Annotated in this window: 11 protein-coding genes; 2 read left to right on the forward strand and 9 right to left on the reverse strand. The window is 50.7% G+C overall.

The features are described from left to right. Window positions 1-32 precede the first annotated feature (32 nt). Genes AC6HVW_RS18510 through AC6HVW_RS18520 form a run of 3 tightly spaced genes read right to left on the reverse strand, consistent with a single transcriptional unit; the run spans window position 33 to window position 3,681 of the window. On the reverse strand, window positions 33-1,217 hold the full coding sequence (locus tag AC6HVW_RS18510; protein ID WP_497569587.1) for an amidohydrolase: 1,185 nt from the start codon (window positions 1,215-1,217) through the stop codon (window positions 33-35). Then, window positions 1,210-2,457: a Zn-dependent hydrolase gene (locus AC6HVW_RS18515; RefSeq protein ID WP_497569588.1), complete on the reverse strand. Its 1,248-nt coding sequence runs from the start codon at window positions 2,455-2,457 to the stop codon at window positions 1,210-1,212. The genes AC6HVW_RS18510 and AC6HVW_RS18515 overlap by 8 nt, the downstream gene beginning before the upstream one ends. Window positions 2,458-2,460: 3 nt before the next feature. Then, window positions 2,461-3,681, reverse strand: coding sequence for a hypothetical protein (locus AC6HVW_RS18520; protein WP_071682452.1), 1,221 nt, complete (start codon window positions 3,679-3,681; stop codon window positions 2,461-2,463). Window positions 3,682-4,127: 446 nt separating this feature from the next. On the opposite strand from AC6HVW_RS18520, the gene AC6HVW_RS18525 reads away from it, so the two are divergent. Beyond that, window positions 4,128-5,441, forward strand: a complete 1,314-nt coding sequence (locus AC6HVW_RS18525; RefSeq protein ID WP_071682451.1) for an NAD(P)/FAD-dependent oxidoreductase — start codon at window positions 4,128-4,130, stop codon at window positions 5,439-5,441. 27 nt (window positions 5,442-5,468) lie between these two features. Here the strand turns inward: AC6HVW_RS18525 and AC6HVW_RS18530 are convergent, their stop codons facing one another. The 6 genes from AC6HVW_RS18530 to AC6HVW_RS18555 all read right to left on the reverse strand — a co-directional run bounded on the left by AC6HVW_RS18530 (window position 5,469) and on the right by AC6HVW_RS18555 (window position 12,486). Continuing rightward, window positions 5,469-6,149 (reverse strand): fimbrial biogenesis chaperone, encoded by a 681-nt coding sequence (locus AC6HVW_RS18530; RefSeq protein WP_071682450.1) that lies wholly within the window; start codon window positions 6,147-6,149, stop codon window positions 5,469-5,471. 8 nt (window positions 6,150-6,157) lie between these two features. Further along, on the reverse strand, window positions 6,158-7,747 hold the full coding sequence (locus AC6HVW_RS18535) for a fimbrial adhesin EcpD family protein (RefSeq protein ID WP_071682503.1): 1,590 nt from the start codon (window positions 7,745-7,747) through the stop codon (window positions 6,158-6,160). Window positions 7,748-7,761: 14 nt separating this feature from the next. Further along, window positions 7,762-10,224: a CS1-pili formation C-terminal domain-containing protein gene (locus AC6HVW_RS18540; protein WP_137751111.1), complete on the reverse strand. Its 2,463-nt coding sequence runs from the start codon at window positions 10,222-10,224 to the stop codon at window positions 7,762-7,764. A 135-nt stretch (window positions 10,225-10,359) separates the two neighbouring features. After that, window positions 10,360-11,043, reverse strand: coding sequence for an EcpB family pilus assembly chaperone (locus AC6HVW_RS18545; RefSeq protein WP_071682448.1), 684 nt, complete (start codon window positions 11,041-11,043; stop codon window positions 10,360-10,362). A gap of 65 nt (window positions 11,044-11,108) precedes the next feature. Then, entirely contained in the window at window positions 11,109-11,705 is a 597-nt protein-coding gene (gene ecpA / locus AC6HVW_RS18550) for a common pilus major fimbrillin subunit EcpA (RefSeq protein WP_071682447.1), read from the reverse strand. A 202-nt stretch (window positions 11,706-11,907) separates the two neighbouring features. Beyond that, a complete protein-coding gene (locus AC6HVW_RS18555; RefSeq protein WP_166734018.1) occupies window positions 11,908-12,486 on the reverse strand; it encodes a LuxR C-terminal-related transcriptional regulator in 579 nt (192 codons plus the stop codon). Between the two features lie 1,214 nt (window positions 12,487-13,700). Between AC6HVW_RS18555 and AC6HVW_RS18560 the strand changes: the two genes are divergently transcribed. Beyond that, window positions 13,701-14,087, forward strand: coding sequence for an autoinducer binding domain-containing protein (locus tag AC6HVW_RS18560; RefSeq protein WP_071682445.1), 387 nt, complete (start codon window positions 13,701-13,703; stop codon window positions 14,085-14,087). The last annotated feature ends 88 nt before the right edge of the window (window positions 14,088-14,175 follow it).

A 14,175-nucleotide genomic window follows, 5' to 3' on the forward strand; every position in this document is an offset into this window, starting at 1 on the left:
GCACTCAATGTTGCCCAATAACGCTATCGGGCTTAAAACGCATCCTGCTGCAAGTAACTCCAGGCATACTGCGCATACAGCTCCGCGCCGGTCGCCATCACGTCTTCGTCGATATTGAAGCAGCCGTGGTGGTGAGCCCAGTCGGTGCCTTTCTCCGGGTTGCCGCAGCCCAACAGGGCAAAGCAACCGGGGATATTTTCAATAAAGAAGCTGAAATCCTCACCGCCGGTCGTCGGTTTCTCGGCAAACAACACCTCGTCGCCGAAGGCCGAACGCACTACAGATTGTGCCAGCAACGCGCTGCGCTCCTCGTTGATCACTGGCAAGGTGCCGTAAGTGTATTCCACCTGTGCCGTCGCGCCATAAATGGCCGCCGTATGCTCTGCGTAACGTTCAATCGCCGCCTTGATACGCTCACGTGCCTCGACGTTAAAGCAGCGCACCGTGCCGTCCAGCACCGCATTTTCAGCAATCACGTTAAACCGGGTACCGACTTCCATTTTGCCGATGGTCACGACTGCCGACTCTAACGGCGAAGTTTCACGGGAAACGATCGCCTGCACGTTCATCACGAAGGCCGAAGCAACGACCGCTGCATCCACACAGGCCTCTGGCATTGAGCCGTGGCCGCCGCGCCCTTTGAACTTCACCTTCAGCAAATCGGCAGAAGCAAAAGTGGAGCCGACATTACAAGACACCTTGCCCGATGGGCTGGTGGTCCAGATATGCATGCCAAATGCGTTATTCACGCCCTCGATCGCGCCCTGCTTCACCATCTCACGTGCGCCCTGGGCAATCTCTTCGGCAGGTTGGAAAATCAGCCGCACGTTGCCACGCAGGCTTTCACGGTTTTCATACAAGGCTTTCGCCGCCGTCAGCAGCATGGCGGTGTGGGCATCGTGCCCACAGGCGTGCATTTTCCCGTCGGTTTGTGATTTATAACTTAATGAGTCGTTGAGTTCCTGCACCGGCAACGCATCCATATCGGCGCGTAGGGCCACGGTCTTGCCAGGCTGCCCACCGGTAATCTCGGCAATCACGCCCGTTGGCGTCGTCAGACTATAAGGAATACCAATCTCCTCCAGCGCTTGCGCCACCTTCTGGGTGGTACGCACCTCTTCCCAAGGCAGTTCCGGATGAGCATGCAGATCGCGACGGAACGCAATCATCGCCTCCACGTGGGCTTTAATGGATTGCGCGATAGCTTGATTAGTCATAACTGCTTGCCTCTGTGATCTCTTTTACCGTTTGAAAAATAACGTCGATGCCTTTCTGAATTTGCTCATAGTCGGTCCACTCGTCGGGGTGGTGGCTCAGGCCGTCCTTGCTGGGAACAAACACCAGCCCCACGTCGGTGATACCGGCAAAAATCATCGCATCATGCCCGGCTCCGCTGACCATGGTCCGGTGGCTCAGGCCCAGCGCTTCGCTGTGTTTTTGCAGCTGCCTGTGGATACCGCTGTGCAGACGCGTCGGCTCTACCAGCAACGGTTGTTCAATCTGGCAGGCGATCCCCGCCCCGGCCTGCTGTTGGATACAGGCTTTGGTTTGCTCAACCACCTGTTGCAGCTTATCCAACCGCTTGGAACGGATATCGACGGTGAAAATCACCTTGCTCGGTATCACGTTCGCCCCGTTAGGGAACACCTGAATTTTCCCCGTGGTGGCGACCGTTTCATCACCGGCCTCGCGGGCAAAATCGCCAACGCGAGAGATCACCTGGCTGGCAGCCACCAGCGCATCATGGCGGCGATCCATCGGCGTGGTGCCCGCATGCCCGGCCTTACCGGTGATGGTGACAACCAACTGAGTGATACCGACGATCACGTCTACCAGACCAACGTCTAACCCTTCCTGTTCCAGCACCGGCCCTTGCTCAATATGCAGTTCGATAAACGCCTTGAGGGTTTGCGGCTCCCGCACCACGCTGGCCACCCGATCCGCATCAAAACCGACTTGCGCCATGCACTGTGCCGCCGATTGCCCCTGGCTATCGCGCAGACGATGCAGCTCTTCAGCATCCACCTTACCTGCAATCGCACAGGAAGCCAGCAGGCCACGGCCAAAGCTGGCCCCTTCCTCTTCCACCAGCGCCACCACTTCTAGCGGGTAACGCGGCAATAACCGATGTTCTTGGAACAGCTTGGCCACTTCCAACCCCATCACCACTCCGGCAGGGCCGTCGAAAGCGCCACCGTTGGGCACAGAATCAAAGTGGGAGCCGATCATCACGCTCGGTAATGCCGGGTCCTGCGCCTGGCTCTTACCAAAGATATTGCCGATGGCGTCCTCACGTACGCTGAGGCCCGCCGCCTCCATCTGCGCCTTGATATAAGCCCGCGCCTGTTGGCCTTGTGGGCTGTAACTCATACGCGTCGTGCCTTCGCCCGGCGTAGCCGTAAACTCGGCCAGTTGTTCCAGATGCTGCTGAATACGCAGCTGATTTGCATAGCTCATGACTTATCCTGCGATTGGGGTGATGTAACCGACCATAACGCCTGCCAGCACCACGGAAACCATCGTCACGGAAATAAATCCGCCGACCAGCATCGGTGCCAACATGTGGTGCGTCAGGATCTCACGCTCTTTTTCGTCTTTGGTTAGCGCCGTTATCGCTTCGTTGGTGATGATGTAATCCGCCGGGAAGCCATACATCGCCGTCAGGGAGATCGCGAAGGCCATCTCCATGCTGACGCCAAGGAATTTACCCACGATCCACGAGACGACAAACATGCCTACCACCGCCACGGCGATCAGCACCAGCATCGGGAATACCAGTCGCAGCAACATTTCCGGGGTTGCTCTGTTCAGGGTGTCAAAGATAAACAGCATCAGCCCCATCACCGCAAACCCGAAGCCGTTGGCCTTCTGCAACGGTTGTTTTTCCAGGAAACCGATCGTGGCCGCCACTACGCCAAACAGCAAACACAGCACGAACGGGCTGATGGTGACCACCGGGGCCAGCAGGTCTGATACCAGATAAGCCAGGTAGCCTACCAGCGCCAGACGCAGAAACTTGAAGTAGCTGGTATTGTAATGAGCCGGGATCAGGCCAAACATACGCGGCATTTTTTCTTCCGCGCTGACCGTGGTTGGCATTTTATCGGCTGGCAGTAGTGCGGCAGATTCGTGCCATTCGCCATTGCGATATTTTTGCAGCACGCGTTTGCCTTCCCGCTGCAGCATGATGGCGGTTAACGGATAACCGGCAAATCCCTGCATTACGTAGATCAGGATAGCGAATACCGAGAGATCGACCAGGCCCGCGCTGGCAGCCCCCTTAGACATAATCAACGCCGAAACGATGCCACCAACCAATGGAGGAATGGTCACGATGGCGGTGTTCATATCAAACATCAGCATACAGGCAGCAAACACGGCGGCGATAATGCCAGCGATCCCCGACAGCGAGATCACAATGGTTTTCCATTGCCGCATCAGCTCAGGCACCGAGAGCAGCGTCCCCATGTTGGTGATCAGCAGATACATCAGCATCACCGCTACCGCCGGTGTGATACCGGCCAGGCTGACGATATCCTTCGGGAAAAACGTCCAGTAGCCGAACAGGAACAACACCGCACAGACAAATACAGAAGGGATCCAGGCTTTAGTACGCACGGATACCGCATCTCCCAGGTATAAAATCACCATTACAATCAAAAGCGCTAACATCTGTGACATAGAATATTTCCGTTCTTATATTTTTTAGAAATCCGTTTAGGATAGTTAAATCCACTAAGTTACAATGATAATATAGTTAACAACTCTGCCATTTTGGGAAGGGATAGCCGATTTTCAGAACAAAACCTCAGAAAATGGGTCATTCTCACCAATTCCGATACTAAACAGCTATGGCGGGGGAATAAAGGAAAAAATCAGAAATAAATCTGCTGAGTGACCTTAATTTCTGTCATAGAGGCTCGCCCAGATTGCACTCCCCGGCCAATTGGCAAAATGCGGTAATCCAATGAGGTACCTCAATGCTTAACGGTTGCTTATAAATAACTGACCGTCAATAAATTTGGGTTAATCAGCAACGGCTGAATCTGCTGGTTCAGCCTGGCTAAATGTTTTATAACCCTATTTAGTGACCTTGAGTGGCAAACATTTTGAAAAGGACCTTGAGTTTGAAATATGCATCAGTGCCGTTAAATCAAAACCAAAATGGCTGGTTAAAACCTGACCTGCGCCCGAGCGTTTACCCAACGCTGATCGGCGATACCGAGGCCGACTGGGTGGTCGTGGGCTGCGGCTTTGCCGGGATTTCCTTCGCCAGACGGCTGGCCAATCAAGATCCTAAATTGAAGATCCTCATCGTTGATTCGGCCTGCGCGGCTGAGAGTTCTTCGGCCAGAAATTCAGGGTTTATTATCGGGTTACCCCATAATATCGGCAGTTCTACGGCGGAGTTGAAAAAAGCCCAGTCGTATCGCTCTTTATTACAAGAAGGGATCAATCAATTAACCCAGCAAATTGAGCAACAGGGGATCGAATGCGAATGGGAGAATGCCGGAAAATATCACTGCCAGGTTGACGCCACTAATCAGCGGGTGCTCAAAGAATATACCGATAATCTCAATACCATGAACGAACCCTATCAAATAATGGATAAGGAGGCGCTGTATCGAAAATTGGGTACTCGTTTTTACAATAAGGGCATCTATACCCCAAGCTCGATCCTGGTTAATCCTGCCAGCCTGATCGTCGGCCTGGCAAATAATCTGCCGGACAACGTGACGATGTATAACCATACCCCGGTGATGGCGATCCGGCACGGTAGCGTGACGCAGGTGGTTACCCCCTTTGGCACGATTAAAACAGCCAACGTGATGTTAGCCACCAACGCCCTCTCCAGGGAGCTGGCTCCGGTTACCAGCCAGCAGGCGGCAATGGCTACTTTCGCCAGCATCACCGCGCCATTAACCGTAGAGCAACGCCAAAAGCTGCCAACCATGAACAGTTGGGGGCTAACACCGGTCAACGCGATCGCTGGAGCAACGGTGCGCTATACCCAGGATCACCGTTTCCTGATCCGCCAACATGTGACGCCAGCCTTGAACGGCCGGATCACCGCTGCACAGACCTATCAGGCGACCCTGTTGCATCAGCAGATTTTCAACAAGATATACCCGCAGCTGAGGGATGTGCCGCTGACAAGTACCTGGTCTGGCACCATCAGCGTCACCCGCAATGGTGCGCCAGTTTGGGGCGAGTTGAAGAAAGGCATTTATACCGCCGGGGGCTGTAACGGCGCAGGCGTGTCCAAGCAAACCATTGCCGGGACGTTATTGGCGGACTATGCGCTAGGGATCGACCATCCGCTGATTGGCGCGATGCAGGAACTCGGTAAAGCAAACTACCTGCCGCCTTCGCCAGTGCTGGATATTGCGATTGGCGTTTCTTTGATGAAAGAGCGCTACCTGGGGCGCAAGGAAGTCTAGCTTTGGTGGTGAACTGGGGTGGGGATCCTATCCCTGCCCCTGCTCGAAACACTGCTCCCCAAGACGCTGATACTTGTTGAACCCGATAATAAACTTGCGATTCTGCCCACGCAGATCGGCACCACGATAGCTTTCCCCCGGCAACAGATTGAACACCTTGGCGGTGTCATCCTGCCCGTCGCAGCCCTGATGGATCATCACGCGGAAATAGGTATTGCCGGTGTTTTTCAACACCCCGGCCAGCGGATCATAGTGATAAGTGAAACGCATCTTGCGCGGGCGAACTACCATGATGGTATCTAGCGCCATGGTCGGGGATACCAGCGGTGTCTTATCTCCCCCCTGCATCTCCATTAAGTTGGCCGGGATCTCTTGGATCACTATGCGATAATAGCGCTCGCGCTCGTCCGCCGGGCCGCGATAGAAGATCTTGAAATATTCCCACGCTCCCGGCTCCAGTATTTTGCGCAGTGGGGTATAGAGCAGTTCGCCCTGTTCTAGGGGCTGAGGTTGTTCATCAACCCCTGGTTTGGCAATCCGATAGGCAGCGATCACATACAGATTGGTCTCTTTGGTGTTGTTAACAAACTGGCGCGAGAAGAAGGTGCGATCGCTCTCCAGAGTAAATACTCCGGACGAGAGATAAACCGCCTGCGCCGGAAACACCAGCATCAGCCCCGCTAGCCACCACCCTAGTCTTATCGTCATTTTCAATCCTAATGGATATCAGGGCCGGTCCAGACCGCCCTGACCCTTACCTCACCGGTGGCGCTGACAATCCCCATCCAATCCCGCCCATCTATGGTCCACATCGAATTGCCCTCATTCATCGGGAAGCTGAGAGACAACTCGGTGCGATAAAAGCTGCCATCGTTTTGTGAGGGAACCGGCCAGGCGGTTCTTACCCATCGCGCCGCATTCAGGCTGATAGGTGCATCATCACAGCTGGCACGCGTGCGGACAACTTGCCCGACGTTATCGGTATAAGCCAGATAGGCCGAGAACGGCACCCTAAGCTTACCGTCGGTAGAGGAAAAGACGCAGTACGGGCGCCCATTGACCTGCCCTGCCGGACCGTAAACCTGCGCGGTAATGCTATCAGCCTGTCTTGGGCCAGAGGTAGTCACAATATAGTCGAACACGATCGGCGGTTCTGTGCTGCCGACTTTGCCTTCACGCTTGGGATTAAGCACCAGGTCTTTGGAGATAATGCTAATCCCATAATCGCGCGGGATCAGCAAGATAGTGTTCGAAGGCGAGAATTCGTAATATCCGGACTGCGGTGCCACCGTACTGGTAAACAGGAAAGTGAAGAAATCCTGGCTGTGGCTCAGATCCACACCCCGATCGATCAGGTTCTTCAGGAAAGTCTGCGATAAAAAGACATAAATACCGCCGTTACCGGCTTTAATCAAATTCGCCGCATTGGTCGTGGCGCTGTAGTTCACCCAACCACTGGCACCATCGGCACTCAGGCGAATGGTATTTGCCGCAGGCGTAAACCCAAGCGCAGCAGTGTTGAGCTTCATGTTCATGCGCATCGGCGAAAGGGTGCTCCCCTGCATCTGATAAGACACCAGCTTACAGATCGCGCCACTCAGTGAGCCAATGTAGCCTACAGAGCAGAACTGAGAACCCGTTCCCATCACCGGATTGCCATTGCTGTCGATAAAAATTTCCTGCAGTGCGTTGGTAGATTCCAACCGCAAATTACCCGCTTTGGTGATGGTGAACTCATGGCTGGTCTGCGAACCACCGACGCTGACGCAGCTTTGCCCTGCTGCAGGGTTGTAGTCCGTGCGGGTAGAGCAGAAACGGTATTTATAAATTTCCGTCGAGCCTACCGACACATTTTTAAAATACTCATAAGCCGAATCAGAGAAAATACCACGCCCATAACGCGCTTCACCGCTGCTGGTGTTAACCGCCACGTGATAAACGCCATTATCGCCAATATAGCCCGGCAGATACCCGTTAGAGGGGCAACCGCTACCATTATTCATACAGCGGTTACCGATAAATGGCCGAGCGATGGGAGAATCCTCCAGCCAGATATCGGCGAACGAATTGGTCTGGATCAGCCCGGTATAGCCCATATAGCCCAAACTGCGTTGGTCGCCTGACGCATATTTGGTAAACGCGTTGGCCCCGCTGAAACGGGGATCGGTGCTCTGTGGCGTGATGAAGTACTCTCCATCCACCTGATTTTCGATAAAGAAATAACTGTTGCTCACGTTGGCCGCCTGGCTAGAGAAAGAAGCCAGCATCAGTACCCCAGCCAACTGGCAAATATTACGCAGTTTCATGTCATGCCCTTTGCTCATCGTTGTGCCAGAATGGTCTGCACGTTGCACACCACATCGCCGACCCACTTCACGCCCTTGGCCTTGGCCAAATCCAGATCGACTTCGCAAATGCCATTATCTGGCATGGTCAATGACACGCTCGGGTAGCGTTTATCGACGTCCATCTGGAAGGCGCCCGTCGCATCCGTAATGGTTTTACCGATGTGGTTACGCACAGCGGCATTGGCGATCGCCCGGCCATTTTCCATGGTCATACGGCCGAACACCGTCACTAACTGTTTCACTTCCGGCTCATAAACGGCGACGTTGCCCGGATACAGCGTGACATTGCGAGTGCGCCCCTTGACGATGTCAAAGCTGTCCATCGAGTTTTTATCGTTCATCAGTTCAACCTTGTAGCTCGAGTACGGCGGCAACGGGATAAAGTTATTCTTACCGCTCAGCGGATAGCTGCGGCCATCGATCTGAGCCGACAGCACCGCATCGTCGATGAAGCCGGTTTTTACCAACACCCCGGACTTCTCCTGAATACCGCTGGCGGCGAAGTTCTTATCGCTGTAGGCCACCGCGCCGCGCGCAGTCAGGTTACCATTGAGGCGATTGTTGTCAGGCCGTGAGAGCGACAAGGTGCCCGCGCTGTATTTGGTATCGAAGGCAGCATAGCCAGAGGCCGAATAAGCGCTGTCACCGTTGTGCTTATCCTTGACCAGCTTGGCCAGGTTGAAACCGGCAGAGGTAAACGCCGAGTCATCGAAGCTCTTGTTGCCGGCCAGGTTGGCCCGCACGTTGCCATTGTTGGAAGACACACCGGTGCTTAACCAGGCGGCCAGCGGCAAAGAGAAGTCCAACGAGATATAGCGCTGGTTGGTGCTATTGGACTGGAAATCATAGCGATAACGCTGGATACCGGCGCGTAGATTGACCGTGCCATAACGCCCGGAGAATAGTGACGTGGAGTATTCCAGGTTGTTAGAGGTACTACGTTCGCGCTTATCTACCGTACGGCTAAGCGTAAGCTGCCCACCACGTTCAAAGAACCGGCTCAGGCTAAGGGTACCGCCATAGGAATAACTGTCAGACTCATAGACCGGCAACCCCTTACCGATATGGCTCTTCTCCCGGTTGGCCCACACGCTGCCGAAGCCTTTCGGTAGCATAAGGCTGGCGCTTAAAATATTGCGGTAACGCCCTCCCTGTGACAGCAACCCCTGCCAGCCCAAGCTCGCGAACTGGTTCACGTTGAGGTTGATCGAAGTTTCATTCACCACCTTCTTGTCGAAGGTATAGGTCGAGGTTTGCACCGCCAGGCCAAATATCGCCGGAACCGAGGCGATCTTGAGAATTTCCGGGATCGACATGGCCGCCGACGCCCCTGCCAGATAGGTTTCGTTGGTGGAACTGCCGTTGGTGCGGTTATTGCGGTTGTCGTAATTTACATATCCGCCATAGAGCTGCCAGTTCAGTTCTTGCGCTACGCCATTATTGCCAGAGAAGGCTTTGTTGATCGTCTGGCGCATACGCGAATGGGTTTTGCCGTCGATCACCACATCGACATCAACGTCATAAATCCCATACGGCAGACGGCTGGTATCGACTTCAAAGCTGCCCATCGGGAAATTCTGGATGCTCAACAGACGCCCCTGGCGGTAGATATGGACTTCACCCGCGCTAGGTAAGAATACGGTAATTGGCGTTAGCGAATATTGGGTATTCTGGATCTGGGTAGCGGACTTATTGCCATAGGTGACGCCATACACCTTACTGGAGTTAAGTGCCGACAGGTTCCCCAACGATTGCAGGTTCCAGGTGTCAACCAAGCCAAATGCCAGACGGCGTCCGCTCATGTCCCGTTCATACATGGCACGGTAAAGCTGAGAATCCTGCTGAGACTCCCCAATACCGTAAAACGAGCCGTTCACATTGAAATGATGTTCCGCAAAGCCGAAGGTGTTATCCAGGGTCAGATAGTTATTCGAGGTGTTCTCGCCCTTTTTTAACTGCGAGCGGTAAACACCGAGATCGTAATTTAGCACCGAACTGAAATGCGGCACCGAAGAGAGTCCCAGAAGACTCGTTCGTGGGATAATTGCGGTCCCCAAGCTTTTTTCACTCACGTCCAGCGTCAGTACAAATGAACGGATATTCAGGTTCAAATCGGCATCGGACGAAACGGCAATATGGGTATTTTGATCAAAGAAACGATCTTTCAGACCACGGATCAATGTCTGGGTCGTCTCGGCCAACGTTGCCCCTTCAGACTCTTCCGCCAGCGTAATATCTCTTATCATCAGGCGGTCTTTTTCCAGCACCACCAGCGCATCCGCTACCTTTTGTTTTTCTTGTTGGTTGCCACCTTTGTAACGTAGCAATACAGGAATGGTCATACCTTCGGTCAGCGCCTGACCAAATACCCCCGGGATAAGATAATTTCCTAAACGAACATCCTGTAGGTTTCTGGCGTTAGCCTGCATAGACATCAGAGCCGCAGCAATACATAACGCTACAGCCTTGGTTCTTGTCCTTAAGATGAAATTATTACCCATTTGCTTCCCCAAATAGCCTCCTAATCCACACCTGGAAAACATTTACGATGCAGGTAATGAGTAAAGAGGCTATTTCACGTTGATATAATCTTCGTTGTGCCAAATGCCAACGCTGAGTTTTTGATTATTGATATCAACAAATTTCAAATGCACGCCTAATCCCGGCATAACGTAATAACGCTCACGGCACCCTTTAGTTTTCTCTTCACTGGTCTGTGGCTGCTTACAGGGACCAAATGCCACCACGCGGAAAGAACTGTTTCCGGTGTTATAAGCAACACCATCTCGGTATTGATAATCGAACTTATCCTTCCGTGGTGTGACGACCATAATGGTGCTTATGGTTGCCGAGGTGGTTGCCGAAGCGGATTTTTTGGTCTTTGACAGCCCCTCTTCGGTAACCGGATTATCATTCCAGATTAAACGGTAATAACGCTCCTTATCGTCCTTCGGCCCAGAATAGAAAACGCGGAAAACATCTTTACCCTTGCCGGGCAAAATCAGGTTGGATGGCGTGGCCATTATTTCCTGCTTGCTCTCCATTGGGATCACTTCGCCCCCTTCCATGGGGGAGGAAATACGCTCGACCCTCAGGCTAACCAGACGGGCATCATCCACGGTATTAATCACTTCCTTGGCGATAACGCTCTGGTCAGGGGAAATGATTGATGTAATCGCGCCAACGTTAATTGCACCGGCGTGAGTACAATAAAATAGTGCTGAGCACATCAGCGTAGGAAACCATCGGTTCATCATGTATTCCATAAGGATCGGGGCTATTCACCCCAATCCTGACTACGTTAAGACAACAAAATCACTTACAGGGTGGTGAAAGTACCGTCCCAAGTTGCTGTGAATTCAACGTTTACGTTGCCATCCCAGTAACCATCGGTCAGGTCTTTGAACGCAGTATCAGTACCCGCAACGGTCGCTTTCGCGATATCAAAGGCGAACACGCCCTGAGTGCTGGTACGGTTAGCACCAGCATAAGCACTTTCCATAGCCAGAGCAGACAGGCCAGCGCTGATGCCTGCTGAAGTATCGATCATCACCATATCGCTGCTTTCAGACAGTGCTTTACCATTCCACTTAATGCCAACGGTCAGCGCAGAGTCATCGCTGGTGCGGCTCAGGGTGTTGGAGATGATTTTAGAGGTCAGTTTGAAATCACTCGCGCCAGACTGGCCAGCGATGGTGATATCGAATGCGCCGTCTTGAGTATTGAAACGCTCCAGACCTTCTGCGTAATTAAAGGTCAGTGACTTTATCGGGGTAACAACCAGCATGCTGCTGGTATCTTTAATGGCTTTTGCATCCCAAGACGCTGTCGCGTTCGCAGTACGAGTGTCCGCATTAGCCAGATTAATTGTTCCCAACGCTGAAGCTGCAATCAAAGCCAGAGCTAACTTCTTCATAAAATTTCTTCCTTTATTTATATCAATTAATTTCCCGCCAATATTTACTGGCGTGGCACAATAAATGCGACACAAGGGCGCATTCGAAAACTAAAATTTTCGAAAATGTCCTACGACAATTAAATAATAAAAACCCTACGATATAAAATCATCGCATATTTTATTAAGTTTTGATAACCCTATAAGAATAGGTAGTTATAGTTTATCTGACAGAAAAATAGGCTCGAGTAAAAATATCAGTCATTTTAGTCAAACCCATCTTGCCCAAAATATTATGGCGCAGGGCATAAACTGTTTTAGGACTAAGCCGCAACCTATTGGCGAGATCACCCACGGTGACACCATGGATCAGAGTGCGTAATAAACATATCTCACGCGAAGACAGCCTGACTTGCGATGTTGAAGAAACCCGCTCCCCGGCAATAACATGATCGATTTCAGCAAAAATGTCACTGGCCCCCCCCGTTCTCTGGATCACAGAATCAACCTGCCGAAACATGCTCTTATAGTAATTGGCCAAGGGTAACAGGTAACTATCGGTGACCAGCACAATGCGATTACAAGCAGAATACATTAGCCAGTCCGGCTCCAGAAAAAGGCGCAGGTTAGCTAATTGAAAGTCAATAAATACGACTTTGAGTTGCTCTGGGGAAGTATTAACTGAGTCACAGTAGCCTACGATGCCTTCACGGAAATACTTATTAGTATCAGGCCAGGTTAAAGGTCTTTTTGATGGAGAACCGGCCTGCGGCAGGCACCCAAAATCCAATATATTTAGCATAAGGATCCCTTCCTTTCTTTCTTTACTATATTACCAACTCCATTACGCCGTTGGATGAGCAGAATATCATTTAGCAAGGCTAAGTTTTTTCTTAATTTCCAAAACAATATTAATGGCTAAAAACAATTATTCAAAATCGGTTAAAACGATCGCGAACAGCTTTATTCATCGACAATACCTATCAAGTTGTTATTATTCATTATGAAAACTCCTAGGATTAAGAGTATATATTTTAGTTTAAAAAGTTAATTAGGAAGCTCACAGTCAACTAAGAATATTCTTTATACACCCACACTTTACAAATAAGCTTTTTCTTAAAAAATGCTGATACAGCAGTAGATAAAGGGTATTAGCGGACGAATAACACACAAGGATGATCAAGAACATTTCCATAAAAGTAACACTATAACGTGTTGCTTAGCTCGTGAATCAGAATAGTCTCACCCCTTCCCGTTTAACAGACACGACAGTGCAACATAATGGCAACGAAATGAGCATTTAATGAGCGATTTAAGGGTCTTTATTTGTGATTAAAATCACTTTTTTCATTGAAAAAAATCCGTTTTATCTCATGAGAGCCCGTCTGAGAGCGGTTTTAAGGCCGCCAACCCAATGCTGAGACCTCACTTTTTAGCTATCGGTGAAGATCAAGCTTGGTTCCCCGTGGCAACTATCTATTGATCAACGGAATGAATTCAACAGCCCGATTAGCGTCTTATAGCAGGCTGCAAACAGCAATAACGCGGACTCAATATGGTTATATTGAGGTCCTACAAGAGTTTTTCGTTAGAAAAACAGGCCCATAACTGATCAAATAATGATCAATTAATAGTGAGTGACCAACTCAGCCCTGAGTAACTACCTCAGATAATGCCAAGAGTTAGGAGCAAGAATATCAATGCAGATACCGGGCCGCTGCAATGATCAACGTAAGGCAATACTAATCCCTAGACCGAATAATGGTGATAGACAGCCAAAATCCGGCACAGAGCACTTGCCTCAACCAAGAAGATGGCTTTAAGATAATGGCAGTAAAAATTTCCCTGGTGTTGGCCAATGTGGCAACCTGACCCAACGAGGTCAGGTTTTTTTTGCTATTTTATCGAAAATAGCAGGCAAGCCAGTATATTACCAGGCGTTCAATAACGGCCAGATTAAACTATTATCCCACAAGTTATGTTAGTAGCGTTATTATTTCACATTGAGGTAATTTGATGTCTACATTTTTCTCTGCTAGCCAAGATGAAAAAAATGCATTTAAAAACCATCTGGATAAACAAATAGCGGAATTTGGCGATTTCAAATACGCCTATTTAATACTTAACAAGAAAGACTTTATGGAGACATTGATAACCTCCAGCTACCCAAGCCAATGGATTGATATCTATAAAGAAAGGAACTACCAATGCATCGATCCCGTGGTACTCTCCGCCCTGCAGAGAGTCTCTCCATTTCCTTGGGATGAAAGCACACCAATAAACCCAAGGCTAAAGCCCTCAGATATATTCAGCCATGCAAAGAGCTATAATATTACCACTGGCTATACCTTTGTATTGCATGACCACGATCATAACCTGGCGATGCTGACACTGACGCTGTAAGAAAGTCAGTAAGGTGAGGAGTGAGTCGCTGATGCTTGCCTAGAGGCTATTGAATCCCTTTCATTTTGAGAGCATGATCGCAACCTTT

The organism is Serratia sp. NCCP-200 (assembly GCF_059697885.1).